The 16835-nt window shown below is 72.5% G+C and carries 19 protein-coding genes; 4 read left to right on the forward strand and 15 right to left on the reverse strand.

The features are described 5' to 3' along the window. Positions 1–70 precede the first annotated feature (70 nt). Both ABD286_RS02925 and ABD286_RS02930 read left to right on the forward strand, forming a co-directional pair. Complete coding sequence (locus ABD286_RS02925) at positions 71–739, forward strand: potassium channel family protein (RefSeq protein ID WP_344190078.1); 669 nt, start codon at positions 71–73, stop codon at positions 737–739. 14 nt (positions 740–753) lie between these two features. Next, positions 754–1437, forward strand: a complete 684-nt coding sequence (locus ABD286_RS02930; protein WP_344190081.1) for a potassium channel family protein — start codon at positions 754–756, stop codon at positions 1435–1437. Positions 1438–1439: 2 nt separating this feature from the next. On the opposite strand, the gene ABD286_RS02935 is transcribed toward ABD286_RS02930, so the two are convergent. Genes ABD286_RS02935 through ABD286_RS02955 form a run of 5 tightly spaced genes read right to left on the reverse strand, consistent with a single transcriptional unit; the run spans position 1440 to position 4404 of the window. After that, positions 1440–2276, reverse strand: coding sequence for a DUF3159 domain-containing protein (locus tag ABD286_RS02935; RefSeq protein ID WP_344190083.1), 837 nt, complete (start codon positions 2274–2276; stop codon positions 1440–1442). Beyond that, positions 2266–2694 (reverse strand): OB-fold nucleic acid binding domain-containing protein, encoded by a 429-nt coding sequence (locus tag ABD286_RS02940; RefSeq protein WP_425565306.1) that lies wholly within the window; start codon positions 2692–2694, stop codon positions 2266–2268. The genes ABD286_RS02935 and ABD286_RS02940 overlap by 11 nt, the downstream gene beginning before the upstream one ends. A 5-nt stretch (positions 2695–2699) precedes the next feature. Continuing rightward, on the reverse strand, positions 2700–3584 hold the full coding sequence (locus ABD286_RS02945; protein WP_344190085.1) for a DUF3710 domain-containing protein: 885 nt from the start codon (positions 3582–3584) through the stop codon (positions 2700–2702). Between the two features lie 8 nt (positions 3585–3592). Beyond that, a complete protein-coding gene (gene dut / locus ABD286_RS02950; RefSeq protein WP_344190087.1) occupies positions 3593–4072 on the reverse strand; it encodes a dUTP diphosphatase in 480 nt (159 codons plus the stop codon). Positions 4073–4104: 32 nt separating this feature from the next. Further along, positions 4105–4404 (reverse strand): DUF4193 domain-containing protein, encoded by a 300-nt coding sequence (locus ABD286_RS02955; protein ID WP_056883993.1) that lies wholly within the window; start codon positions 4402–4404, stop codon positions 4105–4107. A gap of 369 nt (positions 4405–4773) precedes the next feature. Here ABD286_RS02955 and ABD286_RS02960 point away from each other — a divergent pair, with 369 nt between their 5' ends. Beyond that, positions 4774–4959, forward strand: a complete 186-nt coding sequence (locus ABD286_RS02960; protein ID WP_344190091.1) for a hypothetical protein — start codon at positions 4774–4776, stop codon at positions 4957–4959. 112 nt (positions 4960–5071) lie between these two features. Here ABD286_RS02960 and ABD286_RS02965 read toward each other — a convergent pair whose 3' ends face one another. From ABD286_RS02965 to ABD286_RS02975, 3 genes are read right to left on the reverse strand one after another with little or no spacing between them, the layout of a single operon-like run. Further along, positions 5072–5932 (reverse strand): inositol monophosphatase family protein, encoded by an 861-nt coding sequence (locus tag ABD286_RS02965; RefSeq protein WP_344190093.1) that lies wholly within the window; start codon positions 5930–5932, stop codon positions 5072–5074. Between the two features lies 1 nt (position 5933). Beyond that, positions 5934–7085 (reverse strand): ferrochelatase, encoded by a 1152-nt coding sequence (locus ABD286_RS02970; protein ID WP_344190095.1) that lies wholly within the window; start codon positions 7083–7085, stop codon positions 5934–5936. Next, on the reverse strand, positions 7082–7717 hold the full coding sequence (locus tag ABD286_RS02975; RefSeq protein WP_344190097.1) for a trimeric intracellular cation channel family protein: 636 nt from the start codon (positions 7715–7717) through the stop codon (positions 7082–7084). The genes ABD286_RS02970 and ABD286_RS02975 overlap by 4 nt, the downstream gene beginning before the upstream one ends. 94 nt (positions 7718–7811) lie before the next feature. Here ABD286_RS02975 and sepH point away from each other — a divergent pair, with 94 nt between their 5' ends. Continuing rightward, positions 7812–9209 carry a septation protein SepH gene (gene sepH / locus ABD286_RS02980; RefSeq protein ID WP_344190099.1) on the forward strand — a complete coding sequence of 466 codons (1398 nt, stop codon included), beginning with the start codon at positions 7812–7814 and terminating at the stop codon, positions 9207–9209. 36 nt (positions 9210–9245) lie between these two features. Here sepH and ABD286_RS02985 read toward each other — a convergent pair whose 3' ends face one another. The 7 genes from ABD286_RS02985 to ABD286_RS03015 form a co-directional block, all read right to left on the reverse strand. Continuing rightward, a complete protein-coding gene (locus ABD286_RS02985) occupies positions 9246–9368 on the reverse strand; it encodes a hypothetical protein (RefSeq protein WP_344190101.1) in 123 nt (40 codons plus the stop codon). A 3-nt stretch (positions 9369–9371) separates the two neighbouring features. After that, positions 9372–10046 (reverse strand): thymidine kinase, encoded by a 675-nt coding sequence (locus ABD286_RS02990; protein WP_344190103.1) that lies wholly within the window; start codon positions 10044–10046, stop codon positions 9372–9374. An 11-nt stretch (positions 10047–10057) separates the two neighbouring features. Beyond that, positions 10058–11278: an alkaline phosphatase family protein gene (locus ABD286_RS02995; protein WP_344190105.1), complete on the reverse strand. Its 1221-nt coding sequence runs from the start codon at positions 11276–11278 to the stop codon at positions 10058–10060. An 83-nt stretch (positions 11279–11361) separates the two neighbouring features. Beyond that, positions 11362–11973: a DUF5998 family protein gene (locus ABD286_RS03000; RefSeq protein WP_425565307.1), complete on the reverse strand. Its 612-nt coding sequence runs from the start codon at positions 11971–11973 to the stop codon at positions 11362–11364. Between the two features lie 118 nt (positions 11974–12091). Beyond that, positions 12092–14758, reverse strand: coding sequence for a bifunctional acetate--CoA ligase family protein/GNAT family N-acetyltransferase (locus ABD286_RS03005; RefSeq protein ID WP_344190109.1), 2667 nt, complete (start codon positions 14756–14758; stop codon positions 12092–12094). 68 nt (positions 14759–14826) lie between these two features. Beyond that, positions 14827–16272: a beta propeller repeat protein gene (locus tag ABD286_RS03010; RefSeq protein WP_344190111.1), complete on the reverse strand. Its 1446-nt coding sequence runs from the start codon at positions 16270–16272 to the stop codon at positions 14827–14829. Beyond that, a complete protein-coding gene (locus ABD286_RS03015; protein ID WP_344190113.1) occupies positions 16269–16808 on the reverse strand; it encodes an RNA polymerase sigma factor in 540 nt (179 codons plus the stop codon). Before ABD286_RS03015 ends, ABD286_RS03010 begins: the two co-directional genes overlap by 4 nt. Positions 16809–16835: the final 27 nt, after the last annotated feature.

Here is a 16835-nt window from a genome sequence, read left to right on the forward strand (position 1 = left end):
CGCGAGACCCCGTCCCTGACCTGCGCGGCACCGTGCACGAGCAGGTATGGCGCGGTGTAGCGTCGGCGTCGTGCACTTCGTGATCATGGGCTGCGGCCGAGTGGGCTCGTCCCTCGCGCTGAGCCTCGAGAGCCAGGGCCACGACGTCGCGGTGATCGACCAGGAGGAGTCCGCGTTCCGACGCCTGGGCTCCGCGTTCGAGGGGCGCCGGGTCACCGGGGTCGGCTTCGACCGCGACACCCTGGGTGAGGCCGGCATCTCCGACGCCTACGCCTTCGCCGCCGTGTCCAGTGGTGACAACTCCAACATCCTCGCGGCCCGTGTGGCGCGCGAGACGTTCGGCGTCGAGCACGTCGTCGCGCGCATCTACGACCCCGGTCGCGCCGAGGTCTACCAGCGGCTCGGCATACCCACCGTCGCCACGGTGAAGTGGACCTCCGACCAGATGCTGCGCCGACTGCTCCCACAGGGCCACGTGCCCGAGCTCGTCGACCCGTCCGGCAAGGTCGTCATCGCCGAGGTCACCGTCAACCCGGGTTGGGTCGGACGGCTCGTCAGCGAGCTCGAGGGCGTCACCGGGACCCGCGCCGCGTACCTCACGCGCCTTGGCTCCGGCATGCTCCCCGGCGCCGAGACCGTCTTCCAGGAGGGTGACCTGCTGCACCTGGCCGCCCTCGCGTCCGAGCTCGCGGCCGCAGAGCGCACCCTCGACGCCCCGCCCGCCCCGTCCGGGCACTGAGCAGAAGGATCCACATGCGCGTCGTCATCGCCGGGGCCGGGAGCGTCGGCCGCTCCATCGCCCGGGAGCTGCTGCACAACGGCCACCAGGTCCTGCTCATGGACAAGGACCGCAAGGACATCCAGTCCAGCCGCGTCCCCGAGGCCAACTGGCTGCTCGCCGACGCCTGCGAGATCACGGCCCTGCACGAGGCGGGCCTGGCGGAGTGCGACGTCGTCGTCGCCGCCACCGGTGACGACAAGGTCAACCTCGTCGTCTCGCTGCTGGCCAAGACCGAGTTCGGCGTCCCGCGCACCGTGGCCCGCGTGAACAACCCGAAGAACGAGTGGATGTTCGACGAGGCCTGGGGCGTCGACGTCGCCGTGTCGACGCCGCGCCTGATGACCGCCCTCGTCGAGGAGGCCGTCAGCGTCGGCGACCTGGTGCGCATCTTCCAGTTCCAGCAGGGCAAGGCCACGATGGTCGAGCTGACCCTGCCGCCGGAGAGCCCCTACGCGGGCAAGCGCGTCGGCGACGTCGAGTTCCCCGGCGAGACGGTGCTGGTCGGCATCATCCGCGAGGACCACCCGATCGCGCCGAGCCGCGACGACTCCCTCGAGCCGCACGACGAGCTGCTCTTCATCTCGACGCCGGAGTTCGAGGACGAGCTCGAGGCGATGCTCAGCCCCGGCGACCGCAACCCCCGCGGCGAGGCCTGACCTCAGGTCGGGTCGGGCTCCCGCTCGGCTTGGCGGCCGTCGTGGTGCCTGTCGCCGTGCTCGACGTGGTGACCGTCGGGTGCCGGCACCTCCTGCGGTGTCTGGCCGCGGACGAGCATCAGCCCCATCACGGCGAGGCCGGCCAGCCACAACGGCCAGCCGAGCGCCACTTTGGCGACGCCGAGCCAGGCCACCTCACCCGCGAAGTACAGCGGGAGCATGATGGCGACGCGCACGGCATACATGACGACGAGCACCAGGGTGAGGCGCTGGCAGACGCGCACCAGACCGCGGTCCCGACGCCAGGCGAACGGGTCCTCGGCCGCCCGGGGGTCGCCGGCGCCGACCATGAAACCCACGAGGGGCCAACGGCTCACGACCGACACGAGGGCTGCGACGCCCCAGCCGGCGCTGGTGAGGATGCCCGGCAGGAACGCGTCCTGCGCCCGGCCGCTGCGCAGCGCGAAGAACGCCGCGATGCCTGTCGCCAGGGCGGCGGAGAGCACGAACTGCAGGCTCTGTCGCTGCACGATGCGCACCAGCGCCAGGACGACGATGACCCCGCCGGCGGCGATGACCGCGGTCCGCACGTCCTTGGTGGCGGTCCACACGATGACGAAGGCCACCGTCGGCAGCGCGGTCTCGAGCGAGCCGCGCCACCCACCGAGGGCCTTGGACAGGCGCTGGCGGATGACCTCCTCGACCGTGGCAGGCGGCGTCGTCACGTCGGTCACGGCACCGTGACCGACCACGCGATCGGCCGCGCTGGTCCCGGCATCGGCGGCGGGGTCGGTGCCGGCACTCGCGTCGGCACCGGCGGCGACACGGTCAGTGGGCACGCAGCGGCACGATCTCGTAGGAGGGGTTGAAGATCGTCGGGATGCCGCGGTAGTAGGTGACCCGACCCTGTGCGCGCAGGTAGGTGCCCGGCTCGATCCCGGCGATCGACCGGCGACCGAGCCATACGAGGTTGATCGTGCGGCTGCCGTCGTAGAGGTCGATGACGAGCGCGGGCACGTTGACGCGCGGGCGCAGGGTCACGGCTCGGACGGTGCCCGACACGGTCGCCTGCTGCCGGTCGAGCAGGTCGCACATCGGGGTGCAGCCGAGCCGGGCCGCGTCCTCCCGCAGCTCGTCGGCCTCCATCTGGGTGACCGACTTGGTCAGGCGCTCGCCGAGACGGGCGATGGCCGACTTGTGGTGGCCCCGCGGGCCCTGGCTCCCCGTGGGCGGGGCCGTCTGCGCGTTGGTGGCCATGGTGGTCAGCGGACCTCGGTGATCTCGGGGCCACGCTCGAACGGCTTGAGGTCGTCGGTGTGGACCGGGGCGGCGTCGCCGGAGTCGGTGGCCTCGCCGTCGGCGTCGGCCTCGCCCTGGGCATCAGGCTGGACCGGCAGGGTCAGCGCGAGCATCTCGCGCGGGGCCATGGCGTTCTCGCCGCGGACGACGACCACGCTGCGCACGACCTCGAGCAGGGGCGCCGCAGCCTCGTCGTCGATGGCTGCCCGGCCGGAGAAGACCGCGCGGAGGAACCAGCGCGGGCCGTCGACACCGGCGAAGCGCGCCGGGGCGAAGACGGTGCGGCCGTCGGGGCCGGCCTGCGGCATCCGGGTGCGCAGCTCGGTGCCGAGCGCACCCTGGACCTCGTCGGCCGTACCGCCCTGGGCGAGGATCGACTCGGCGATCTCGGTGCGGATCTCGTCCCAGATGCCCATCGTGCGCGGGGCCGCGAAGGCCTGCAGCTGCACGGCGGAGTCGGCGACGACCGCCGTGGCGCCGACCACCTGGTCGGCGGCCTCGTCCACCTCGAGCCGCAGCTCCATGCCGGAGATCCCACGGATGCGCAGGGCGCCGAGGTCGAGCCGCCCGTCGTCGGTGACGTCGACCTCGGAGCTGTCGTGCGGGCCGTTGGCCTCGCGGTCGACGGGGGCAGCCTTGGCCGCCTGCTCGTCCTTCGAGACGTCGCCACCCGGGGTGCCGTCCGGGGCTCCGCTGTCGGAGTCACCGCTGTCCGCGATGTCACCGTCGGAGTCGGCGAGCGCGCTGGAGCCGGGTCCGGAGTCGGACGCCCCGTCCGTGGTGGGGTCGGGGGTCGGGTCGACCTCGTCGATCTGCTCGGACTTCTTGCCGCGTCGGAAGATGGCCACTGGAGTGTTCAGTCCTTCGTTGTCTGGGGGTGGTTGCCGAAGCCGCCACTGGCACCGTGTCCAGTGTCACCCCGGGAGGTGTCCTCGAGCGAATCCACCTCGACGAAGTCGGCGACGGCCACCTGCTGGACGACCAGCTGGGCGATCCGGTCGCCGCGGCGGACGGTGAACGCCTCGCGTGGGTCGAGGTTCACGAGGTTGACGAGGATCTCGCCGCGGTAGCCCGCGTCGACGGTCCCCGGCGCGTTGACGATCGTGATGCCGTGCCTGGCCGCGAGGCCCGAACGCGGGTGGACGAGGCCGACGTAGCCGTCGGGAAGGGCGAGGGCGATCCCGGTCGGGACGAGCACCCGCTCCCCCGGTGCCAGCGTCGCGTCCCTCGCCGCGTGCAGGTCTGCCCCGGCGTCGCCGGGGTGCGCGTAGGACGGCATCGGCAGGTCGGGATCGAGCCGCCGGACAGGCAGAGAGACGCGGATAGGGCCAGTCACGTGGACTGACCCTATCGGTGGTTGCTGCACGGTCAGGCCGCGCACTCCCGGCACACCATCTGCCCGTTGACCTCCTTGGCCAGCTGGCTGCGGTGGTGCACGAGGAAGCAGCGCGAGCACGTGAACTCGTCGTACTGCCGCGGGATGACCCGGACGGACAGCTCCTCGCCGGACAGGTCGGCGCCGGGGAGCTCGAAGCCCTCGGCCTGCTCCGTCTCGTCGACGTCGACGCTCGAGGCGCTCTTGTCGACCCGGCGGGACTTCAGCTCTTCGATCGAGTCCTCGGACAGCTCGTCATCGGTCTTGCGCGGCGCGTCGTAGTCAGTCGCCATAGTCGCTGTCGCTCTCCCTCTTCAGTCTCATCAGTGCCCACCCGATGATCGGGAAAGGCAAGTCGCCGGTGTTAACGCTGATCGTCGTGGTTTTGTGCCCACCGCCGGCGGGGATTGTGCCCTATCTGGCTGGTGCCGTCACCATCGAGTCCACGACGACGTCCGCGGCAGCCTCCCAGACCGTCGGCAACCGGGACCAAGCGCCCCGCCCGGGACGTCAAGACGCGGTCTGGGTTCATCCACAGTTCATCCAAGCGGGGCAACCCGAAGTGGGCTCCGGAACGTCTGTTCCCTTAGAGTCCTGTCTCCACCTGACCCGGATCCCCCGGTGCGAGACCGCTCCGGAACCAGACCAGAGAGGGGTGCAGAATGACCGAGTTCCACACCGAGATCACCGAGCGCGCCAGCCGCGCCGTCCAGTCCCTGCGTACGGCGCAGGAGTCCGGCGACGACTACCTCGCCTCCGTCCGTGAGGCCGAGCTGGAGAACTTGGCCCGCCTCGCCACCGAGCACGGCCTGCGCATCCCCGAGCTCGTCAGGTTCAACGCCGCCTGACCCTCACCGCTCCACGACGGCGCGCCCCACCAGCGGGGCGCGCCGTCGTCGTGTCCGGACCGTATGGCGCGCAGGGGGCACCCGCCGCCCTCACCCGCTCGCCGCTGGAGACCTACTCGTCGCCGGCGGCCTGCACGGCCCGGCGGACGACCGCCTCGAGCTCGGCGTGCAGCGTCGGTGCGGCGCCGACGACCATCCACTGGTCCGGGGCGGCGCCCTCCAACCCGGTGAACTCGCCACCGGCCTCGGTGAGGACGAGCCAGGCGGCTGCCAGGTCCCACGGGTTGAGGCCACGCTCGAAGTAGCAGTCCAGGGAGCCTGCGGCCACCGCGCAGATGTCCAGGGCCGCACTGCCTATGCGGCGGATGTCGCGCAGGTGCGGCAGCACCTCGACGAGCACCCTGGCCTGCCACAGGCGACGACGGGTGTCGTAGCCGAACCCGGTCCCGGCGAGCGCGTGCCCGAGCCCGGGTGCCGTGCCGATGGTCAGCGACTGCGACGGCCCGTCACCGCGACGCAGCCACGCCCCTGCGCCGAGGTGGGCGTGGAACAGCTCCCCCGTCACCGGGTTCACCACGGCACCTGCCACCGGGCGCCACGCGCCGGGCGTCGTGGGGTCGCCGACGACGGCGGCGACGGACACGGCATACGAAGGGATCCCGTAGAGGTAGTTGACCGTGCCGTCGATGGGGTCGACGACCCAGGTGATCTCGGACTCGCGGTCGGTGCCGCCCTCCTCCTCGCCGAGGAAGCCGTCGCCCGGCCGCGCCGCCTGCAGGCGCGAGCGCAGGAGGTCCTGGGCCCGCTGGTCCATGACCGTCACCACGTCGGTGGCCGTGCTCTTGGTCTTGGAGACCCCGAGGTCGGCGGGCCGGTCGTCGACGATGAGGCGACCGGCCTCGAGGGCGACCTCGACGGCCAGGCGCTCCAGCTCGGCAAGGACGTCGTCGCCGGGGACCGCGAGCTGGTCCACGTCAGTCCTGGCCGCAGAGCGCCGGCTTGGCGACGCGCAGGTTGGGGCAGCAGCCGGGGGCGCAGGTCGAGCGCAACGGTTCCCGACCCGGCCACGACGGCTGGGCCGGCTGCTCGCCGCGGGCCACGGCGGCCCGCTCCTCGACGAGGTCGACCAGGCCCGAGACGAACTCGGGGTCGATGCCGACGGTGGGCACGCGCACCAGCCGGATGCCGAGCTTCTCCGCTGTGGCGGCCGCCTCGGTGTCCAGGTCGTACACGACCTCCATGTGGTCGGAGACGAACCCGATCGGCGACACGACGACGACCTTCGCACCCTCGGCGGCGAGCTCCTCGAGCCGGTCGTTGACGTCGGGCTCGAGCCACGGCTGGCTCGGGGGACCGGACCGCGAGCAGAAGACCAGCTCACCGGACAGGTCGGTGTCGAGCGTCGCGTTGACCTCGTCGGTGATCGCGGCACCCAACGCGATGTGCTGGCGGCTGTAGGCGCTGCCGTCCTCGTCGCCGGGGCCGGAGGTCTCGTCCATCGCGATGGGGATGGAGTGCGTGACGAACAGCAGGCGCACGTCGCTCGCGTCGGTGCCGCCGCGCAGCACCTCGCGCACGGACTCCGTCACGAGGCGGCTGTTCGTGCGCGAGAAGCCGGGGTGGTTGGCGTAGGTGCGGATCTTGTCGATGGCGATGTCGATGCCGGCCTCCGCCACCTCCGCCTGCGCCCCGGCGAGGTCTTCGCGGTACTGACGGCAGGAGGAGTAGCAGGAGTAGGCGCTGGTCATCACCGTCACGAGGCGGGACAGGCCCTGGTCGTGGGCCTCGCGGAGCGCCTCGGGCACGAAGGGGGTGAAGTTCCGGTTGCCCCAGATGATCGGCGTGCTGATCCCACGTCGGTCCAGCTCGGAGCGCAGGGCGGCGAGCAGGGCGCGGTTCTGGTCGTTGATCGGGCTGCGTCCACCGAATCCGTAGTAGTGCTCGCCGACCTCCTCCAGCCGCTCGTCCGGGATGTTCTTCCCGGCGGTGACCGTCCGCAGGAACGGCAGGACGTCCTCGGGCTTCTCCGGACCACCGAAGGACAGCAGCAGGATGCCGTCGTACGGCTCGAGCGGAGAGGCGTCGTCGGTGGGTTCGGGCGTGGGGTCGGTGCTGGGGGTGCTCACGTGAGTTCTCCGGTTCGCAGGGGCTTGGGGGCGTGCACATCGAGCACGACGGCAATCATCCTCACCGCGAACACCAGGGCGACACAGCCCCAGATGACGAGCGGGCTGACGGCGTCGAAGTGGTGGGCGGTCACGATCAGGGCGGACCCGAGCAGGGCGGGCAACGCATACATCTCGCGGCGCAGGACCTCGGGCACCTGGCCGGCGAGGACGTCGCGGACGATCCCGCCGCCGACCGCGGTGATGCCGCCGACGATGACGGAGGTGAGCGGGTCCATGCCGGCGCCGAGCGCCTTGAGCGAGCCACCGATCGCGAACACGGCGAGACCGGCCGCGTCGAGCACCCGGACGAAGCGCGAGATGCGCTCAACGCCCGGGTGGTAGAGGAAGGTCACGAGCCCGGCGATGAGCGCACTCGTCAGCAACCGCCAGTCGGAGATCCCGACCGGGGGCAGGTCGCCGATGAGGACGTCGCGCATGACTCCGCCGCCCAGGGCCGCGGCGCCGGACAGCACGAGGACACCGAAGAGGTCGAGCCGCTTCTTCACCGCGACCAGTCCACCGGACAACGCGAACGCGAAGACGCCGACCAGGTCGAGGGCCAGCTGGAGGTGGGGGTCGAAGGTGAGCATCGCGAGGTCAAAACTACCCTCGCGGCGTGGTCACTTCCTCGGCGAGGCCCGTGGTGGCAGAGTCGACCACGATGTGGCGATACGGGAGAAGGCAATGCGAGACCTGCGGCTGATCGGTGTCCATGAGGACGGTCAGCGATTGCTGCTGTCCGATTCCGGGGGCGAGCAGTTCAGCGTCCCCCTCGACGAGCCCCTGCGAGCGGCGGTCCGACGCGACCGCCCGCGCCTCGGCCAGCTCCAGATCGAGATCGACGGTGGCATGCGCCCACGTGAGGTCCAGGCCATGATCCGTGCCGGCCTGAGCGCCGAGGACGTCGCCGACCGCTCCGGCTGGCCGGTCGAGAAGGTCCGCCGCTACGAGGGTCCGATCCTCGCCGAGCGTGAGTATGTCGCCGGGCTGGCCCGCGGGGTCCGCCTCCGTGGCCGCGCCGGTGGCGGCTCGACCACCCCCACGCTCGCGGCCCGCGTCAGCGCCCGGCTCTCCGGTCGTGGCGTGGACCCGGCTGCCGCCCTGTGGGACTCCGCCCGCAACGAGGCCGGTGAGTGGACCGTCGTCGTGACCTTCCCCGCCGGCGGCCGTCAGCGAGAGGCGCACTGGCACTTCGACGTCCCCGCCCGCACCGTGACGGCGGCCGACGACGAGGCGCGCTGGCTCAGCGAGGAGGACTCCTCGCAGGGCGCCTCACCCCTGCCTGCCCCCCACCTGGCCACGCCCCCGGCCCGCGCCACGACCGTGTACGACGTCGAGGCGGAGGGCGGCGTCCAGGCCACCCCGCGCCGCACGGCGCCGCCGCGTGCCGAGGAGCCGCTCGACCTCATGACGGCGATGCGCGAGCGCGCGTCGCACCGCGGCCGCCCCCGTCGTCGCGGCGCCAAGGCGTCCGCGACCCAGACCCCCGGTGACCAGGCTCCCCGCGAGGACGCGCTCCCGCTCGAGGACCTCGCCTACGATCCCGAAACCATGCCCCCGCCCCCCGCCGCGCGAGGGCCGCACCCGCTCGACCCCGCACCGGCCACAGACGAGAGCCCGAGCCCCGAGGCGCAGGAGCTCGTCGTCGACGAGGCGCAGGCGGAGGAGCCGGTGCTTGACGAGTCCGTGCGGGATGGGTCCGTGCGGGACGAGGCCGCACTCGACGAACCTGCCGTCGTCACGCCGCCCGAGCCCCGCCCTCAGGCTGAGGTGGAGGTCGAGACTGAGGTGGAGTCCGAGGAGGAGGTCGAGGAGCCGACCGCAACGGTCGAACGCCTCACCGCCGTCGCCCCGTCAACCGAACCCGCGCCTGCCCATGCCCCAGCCCCGACTCCGGCCTCGAACGAGGTCCAGGACGAGCAGGACGACGCGGCGGACGACCGCCACGAGGACGTCGGCCCTGCCGCCGAGAGTGACGAGCCCATCGCGGCACCCGAGCGACCGCGCCCGGCGAAGAAGTCCGGCCGGCGCAGCGTCCCGAGCTGGGACGACGTGATGTTCGGGGCCAGGTCCCGCGACTGACGAACCGTCCTGCGCCGGCGGATCGTCCGCAGCTGCTCAGCCGCCGACCATCGCCACGATCCGCCGCGCCGCCTGTTCCGGGGTGAGGGCCGTAGTGTCGACCAGGGCGCCGATCGTCGTCTTGCCCGCGCCGTGGGTCCCGTTGAGCCAGATGATCACGGGCTACTGCTGCGGGACGGGGCAGAGATCAAGGTCGAACGGCAGCACATCGGGTGACTCGGCGGCGGCCCGTGCCGCGGCGGAGTTCATCCGGCGCATGAAGTGCCGGCGGCAGAGCACCTCGTACTCCACGAGCGCCTCGCTGCCCGGCTTCGTGTCGCCGACCACGACCTGCTCGCCCTCGACCACCATGAGGCCGTCGACGACGCGGGCGTTGTGCGTGGCGCGACGACCACACCAGCACAGGGCCTCAACCTGGAGCACCTGGACCTTGTCGGCCAGCTCGATCATCCGCCGGGAGCCGGGGAACAGCTGGGTGCGGAAGTCCGCGGTGATCCCGAACGCGAACACGTCGACGCCCATCTCGTCGACGAGCTTGGCGAGCTGCTCGACCTGCTGCGGAGTGTAGAACTGCACCTCGTCGCAGATGAGGTAGTCGACGCGCAGGCCGTTGGTGGCGTGCTCGACCACGGCGTCCCAGAAGTCGAGGTCGTCGCCCACCTCGTGCGCCGCCGTCGACAGGCCCAGCCGCGAGGACAGCACGTCCGTGCCGGCACGGTCCATCTTGGTGTAGATCAGGCCGGACCGGCCGCGCGCCTGGTGGTTGTGGTCCATCTGGAGGGCAAGGGTCGACTTGCCGCAGTCCATGGTCCCGGAGAAGAAGACGAGCTCAGCCACGAGGGAACACCCTAGGCGGTGTCCCGGGCCGGCACGTGGAAGAGGGGTATGGCGGACTCGTCGGGGGTGAGTGACCCGTGCAGTCCGACGAGCGCCAGCAGCTGTGGCCGCGCCCGGCGGGAGTCCACGATGGCGAAGTTGTCGCGCATGGCGACGACGACGTCGCCGATCCGGGGCAGGTTGGTGGCGCTGACCGGGCCGAACCACCCCTCGCGCACGGCCTCGTCCCGCGAGCGGATCCAGGCACGCTCCCCCACCCGCTCGGTCCAGCACTGCTCGACGTCAGCCGCGGCACCGTCCTCGCAGTAGAGCTGCAGGGCACGAGGCTCCCCGCCGACGTGCCTGACGCCGGCCGCGAGCTCGGGGTCGTGGGCGAGGTCGATGCGCAGGGCGTGCGGGGCGTCGACCATCCCGTGGTCGGCGGTGACGTAGACCGCGGTGTCGGAGGGGACCGACCGGCACAGCCGTGCCAGCTCGGAGTCGATCGCCTCGAGCTCGTCGCCCCACTCCCAGGACTGGCAGCCGTGCACGTGCCCGACCTTGTCGAGCTCGCCCCAGTAGAGGTAGACCAGCGAGCGCTTCGACGCACGGACTGCGGCGATCGAGGCGTCCACCCGGTTCGCGAGCGTGTCGGCGGCCTTGAACCGGCCTCCGCGCACCGCGGCCCGGGTCAGCCCGGAGCCGTCGAAGAAGCGGGGGCCGACCCGGGTGACGGAGACCCCGGCCCGCTCGGCGTGCTCGAAGACGGTGTCCTGCGGCTGCCAGGCGAGCGGGTCGGGACCGTCCTCCCACGACAGCTCGTTGACGAGGCGGTCCTCGCCGGGGACGAGCACCTCGTACCCGAGCAGGCCGTGGCTGCCCGGGGGCAGGCCGGTGCCGAAGGTGCCCATGGAGGTGGCCGTGGTCGAGGGGAAGCCCGCCGTGATCCGGTATGCAGCCGGCAGCAGCGAGCGCAGGAACGGTGCGTGTCCGCCGCGGCGGCGGATCAGCTCGTACCCCAGTCCGTCGACGAGCACGACGATGGCGCGTCGGGACGGGCCGAAGGCCAGCCCTGCGTTGCCCTCGTGGTCGATCCCGTCAGGACCGGTCGGGGCGGTGGCCGCCTGCTCGGGCGAGCTGCCGGCGAGCGCGGCGGCGAACCGGTCGACCCCGAGCGTCGCCGCCACAGCGGGCAGGACCCCCGCGAGTCCGGCCGCGTCGTAGCGCGGGTGGAGCAGACCTTCGTGCGGCACGGTCTAGGCCGTCGCCGTCGGGGAAGGAGCTGACCGGGGAGGGGGCAGGGGCGGGCGCAGGACCGACGTCGGGAGCACCGGGGTCACGTGCCGATGCTCGTCGACAGCGCCTGGGCGAAGTCGAGAGCCTGCTGGAGGGCGACCTCGCCCTCGGCGTCGGCGCTGATGCGCAGCGAGATGTCGTCCGAGGCGACGCTGCCCTCGTAGCCGTGGTCGGCGTCGCAGTCGGGATCGGCGCAGGACGCGGGCATGAGGTCGATGCGGCTCACCGCTCCCCAGCCCAGGGTCAGGGTGATCTCGCGGCCGAGCGAACCGGGCACGTAGTCCTGCGGGCGGGCCACGACGTGGGTGACCATCACCCCGCGGACGGCGCTCAGCGGGACGCTCTCGGTGGTGGCCGTCGCGACGTCCTCCTGGCCGGGACCACCGTCGGTGTGGTCGTCGGCGTGCGCGATGACGAGGCGGCTGGCCGTGAGTGCCAGGACCGTGATGTGGCGGCGCACCACGTCGTGGTCGAAGGTCGTCTCCTGGTGCACCAGGTGCGAGACGACCTCGTCCCCTCCGAGTGCCGCGCGGACGACGTCACCCACGAGGGCCGGGTAGTAGCCGGCCTGCTGGATCGCTCGGGTGAGGTCGTCGGGCAACGCCAGTGGCGTCGACGCGGGGTGGGAGGAGGTTGGACCCATGCTGTCCATCTTGCCCTAGTAGGGCTCCCCCCGCCGATGCGCACCGGGCCTGCGCGAGTCCGACGACGGTGACCTGCGACGAAGCCGGTGATCGAGGTCCGAAGGCCTTGGTTTGCGTGGGTTCGCGTCAGGTCAGGGTGCGGCGGCCGGGGTCCTTGCGCCGCGGCGTCGGGGCGACGACGACCTCCGCGCCGAGGACGTCCACCCCGGAGGTGTGGGCGTTGACGGGGTTGAGGACGAGGCTGGCGATCTCCGGCAGGTTGTCGGCGAGCACCGACACCCGGGCGATGAGGTCGGCGAGAGCGGCGCGGTGGACCGGGGCCGAGCCGCGGTGCCCGTGCAGCATCGGTGAGGATTTCACCGACGAGATGAGGTCGGAGACGTCGACGTCGGTGAGCGGTGGGATGCGGTGGCCGATGTCGCCGAGCAGGTCGGTCGGCGGCCCCGCGATGCTGAACGACACGACGGGTCCGAAGAGCGGGTCCTCGTCGGAGCGCACGACGCACGAGACACCGGGGGTCGCCATCCGCTGGACGACGAAGGAGTTGGCCGACAACGGCGCGAGACGTTCGGTGAGGCCGGCGAAGGCCTCCCGGACCTGGGCCTCCGAGCGCAGGTCGACCCGGATCCCGGAGAGCCCGGGCTGGTGGCGCATGAGCGGCGCGACCGACTTGATGACCACGGGGTACCCCACGGACTCAGCCGCGGCGACGGCGTCCTCGACGGTCCGGGCAGGGACGCTCCCCCACAGCCGGACGCCGTACGCAGCCAGCAGCTCGGTGACCTCCGCGAGGCTGAGCCGGCGCCCCTCCGGTGCGTCGGTCAGGACCCGCTCGACCAGGGCCTCGGCCGCCTCGCGGTCGATCCCGACGGGGTGGACCGGCACGCCACGGTCGCGAGCGCGCCACTCGGAGTAGCGCGTCGCCGCCGCGAGCGCGCGCACCGCGTCCTCGGGCATGGCGTAGGCGGGCACGACCTCGACCCGCCCCTCGCCACCCTGGTCCGACAACCGCTCGAGGACTCCGCGCATGCCGAGGAACGTTGCGAGACAAGGTTTCTCGGACGCGATGGCTGCGTCGCGGACCGCGGTGGCCACCTCGGCGTCCTCGGTCACGAGCGGCGGGATGAAGCAGGTGAGGACGCTGTCGACCTCGGGGTCGCCGAACGCGTCGGCGAGCGCACGGGCGAAGTGCTCCCCCTTGGCGTCGCTCGGCAACGACACCGGGCCGTGCGCCACCTCCAGCCCCCAGCTAACGCACGCCTCGGCCGTGAGGGCGCCGAGGGCATCGGAGTTGCCGACGATCGCGACCCGGTTGCCCTGCGGCAGCGGCTGGTGCACGACGAGCTGGGCCACGTCGAACATCTGGTGGACGTTCTCGACGCGGATGACGCCGGCCTGGCGCAGCATCGCGTCGAACGCCTCCGGGCGCACCCGGGTGGGCCGTGCCCGGTGACCCGGCGGCACGCCGTACGACGAGACACCGGACTTGACCACGATGACCGGCTTGGTCGTCGCGAGCCGCCGCGCGATGCGGGAGAACTTGCGCGGGTTGCCCATGGACTCCAGGTACAGGCCGACCGCGTCGGTGTCGTCGTCGTCGATCCAGTACTGCATGAAGTCGTTGCCGGAGACGTCGACGCGGTTGCCGGCCGACGCGAACACCGAGATCCCGAGGCCGCGACGGGCGGCCGACGCGAGGACGGCGATGCCGAGGGCACCGCTCTGGGCGAACAACCCGAGGCGACCTGTCGGCGGGAGCTCGGGCGCCAGCGACGCGTTGAGCCGCACGCTGGGGTGGTTGTTGATGACGCCGAAGGAGTTGGGTCCGAGCACGCGCATGCCTGCGGTGCGCGCTGTCGCGAGCAGCTCGCGCTGGAGCTCCTCCCCCGCCGCACCGGCCTCGGCGAAGCCCGCGGACACCACGAGCAGCGTCTTGACCCCGGCCTCCGCGCAGTCCGCGACGACATCGAGGACCTCCTCGGCCGGGACCGCCACCACGGCGAGGTCGACCTCGTCGGGGATCTCCGAGACGCGGGCGTGGGCGTGCAGGCCGAGCACCTCCATGGCCTCGCGGTTGACCGCGTAGACCGCGCCGTTGAACCCGGCGGCCTGGATGTTGGCCAGGATGTGGTGGCCGATCGAGTCGCTGCGCCGGCTCGCACCGACGACGGCGATGGTGTCGGGGAACAGCACCGAGTGCATGCTCACCGACTCGGCGCGGTGCTCGCGGGAGAGCCGCACCGCCTCGGACCGCTCGGTCGGCTGGATCTGGAAGCGCACCGAGACGACGCCGTCCTCGAACCGCCGGCTGACCTCGTAGCCCGCCTCGCTGAAGACCGAGATCATCTTGCGGTTCTGCGGGAGCACCTCTGCGGTGAACTCCTCGACGCCGGCCTCCCACGCGATGACCGCAAGGTGCTCGAGCAGGACCGAGCCGATCCCCCGGCCCTGGTAGGAGTCGGAGATGTTGAAGGCGACCTCGGCGCTGGTCGCGGTGATCTTGTCGTACCGGCCGATGCCGATGATCTCGCCCCGCACGGTCGCCACCAGGGCGACGCGGTCGTGGTAGTCGACGTTCGTGAACCGGGTGACGTCGCGGTCGCTGAGCTTGCGCAGCGGGGCGAAGAACCGCATGTAGATCGACTCGTCGGACTGGCCCGCGTGGAAGCGGTGCACCGCCTCGACGTCGCTCGGGGTGATCGGCCGCAGGTGGGCGACCGACCCGTCACGGAGGACGACATCGGCTTCCCACTGCGCCGGGTACCCCTCGGGGCGCCCTGCGGCCTCGGTCATGCGGCCTCGCTCACGGCCCGGCTCATGGAGGAAGCATGGCACGACCGCACCCCGCGGGGTCGACCGGCTCAGCGGCGCAGCGGGACCGTCTCGAAGGTCGAGCCGGCGTCGTTGCTCTGCCAGTACGACCCGCCGCCGCTGAAGGCGTAGACCAGTCCGCCTCCGGCTGCGCCGGCCCACGCCGTGTCGGTCGCGCCGCCGGGGGCGACCGCCTTCCACGCGGCCCCTCCGGTGCTGGTCGCGAGCATCGTGGTCGGCGACGGCACCTCCCCCGTGCTCGCCGGCAGGGCCTGCCGCACGGCGACGAGGTGCTGGGCATCGGTCGCCGTGAGCCAGACCCCTGCGGCGGTGGGGGTGCCCAGCCCGGGGGCGGGGCGCAGCCGCCAGGTCGCGCCCCGGTCCGTGGACGTCACCACGGTGTAGCGGCTGTCGGGCGCGTCCGAGGACGGGCAGACGCCGACGAGGGTGCCCCTCGTGTTCGCGGTGGCCGCGAGGGTCAGTCCCTGCTCGGGGTCGCATCCTTCCGGCACCGGGAGCGTGGTCGGGGTCCCCGAGACCCGTATGGCGCGTACGGGCTGCTGGGGGTCGGCGGCGGTCGCGTTGAGGTAGGCGTCCGGACCGTCCAGCGAGATCCAGGCGTTCTCGACCACCGGCGCGGCAGCAGGGAGCGGGACGGTGGAGGTGGTGGTCGAGGTGACGGCGCCGGTGCGCACCTGCAGGTCGGAGCAACCGCGTGGCGTCGAGGCGGTGCCGGTGTGCCTGCACGTCCCGGCCGTGGCCATCCACACCCGGCTGCCGTCGGTCTCGAGCGAGAGGACGGTGCGGCCACCCACGTCGACCGAGGTCCAGCTGCGGCCACCGTCGGTGGTGCGGCGCACCTCGGTGCCGAAGACGTAGCCGACCTCGGCGCTGGCGAAACGCACACCGACGAGCTGGCGTGGTCCGGCCGGCGTCACCAGCGGCCCGCGGGTGGTCAGGTCGGTGAAGGAGGCCCGCGTCGACCACGTCCGGCCGTTGTCGTCGGACCCCACCACAGCGGTGCATTCGCCGGAGGGACACACGGCCGACCCGAGGGCGAAGAGTCGGCCGCCGCCGGCGTTGGTCATCGACGCCAGCCCGAAACCGACCGGGACGGCGAGGCTCCCGGCCGCTGGCGTGCTGCGGGTGGGAGGGGGCGTGGTCGTCGTGGCCTTGTCGGTGGCCGGCGGACCGGGCTGGACGGTCCGGGTCACCGTGACCGTCGGCAGCGGACCGGTCGTCGTGGCGCTGGCGGTGGTCGTGGTGCTGGGTGCGTCCGACGCCGACTGGAGGCCAGGTCCGTTGCCGGTCCCGACGACCACCGAGGCGGCGACCACGGCGGCAGCAGCAGCGGCCCCCAACCAGACGACGGCGCCGTGTCGGCGGGGTCGCCTGGACTCGGCCAGCATCGCCTCCCAGCGCTCCTCGCCGGCAGGCAGCTCGCGGACCTCGTCGCGCTCGTGCGCGAAGAAGTCCTCGAGGGGGTCGCGGCTCATCTCGTCCCTCCCAGGGTCGCGGCCATGCGGTGGCGGGCGTCGAACAGGTCGCGCTTGACCGTGCCCTCCGACTTCTCGAGCTGTCGGGCCACGGTGGCTACCGGGAGGTCGGCGAAGTAGTGCAGCAGGACGACCACGCGCAGCCGGTCCGGCAGCTGCTGCACCGCGTCGCGCACGGTCAGCGTCGTGGCCAGGTCGGGCGCCGGCGTGAAGTCGTCGCGGCCCGCCTCGTGGCGCTCGTAGGCAGCGGCCTCGCGCCCGCGCTTGCGCCAGTGGTCCCGGACGAGGTTGGCGGCCACCGTGTAGAGCCAGGCCCGCGGGTCGTCGACCTTCGCGAACTCCCGGAAGAGCTTGAGGAACGCCTCGGTGGCGATGTCGTGTCCGAGCTCGGGGTCGCTGACCAGCCGCGCGGTCCAGCCGGCGAGGCGGCCGTAGTGGACGTCGTAGACCTCGCGGACGGCAGCCTCGACGTCGACCCGGTCCCGCGTCGCCACTGCCACCCCTCCCCTGAGTGCCACGGCGGTCATCGTCGTCATGCCCTGATGGACGCCGCACCCCCGCGC

The organism is Pedococcus aerophilus, assembly GCF_039532215.1.
GTDB lineage: Bacteria > Actinomycetota > Actinomycetes > Actinomycetales > Dermatophilaceae > Pedococcus > Pedococcus aerophilus.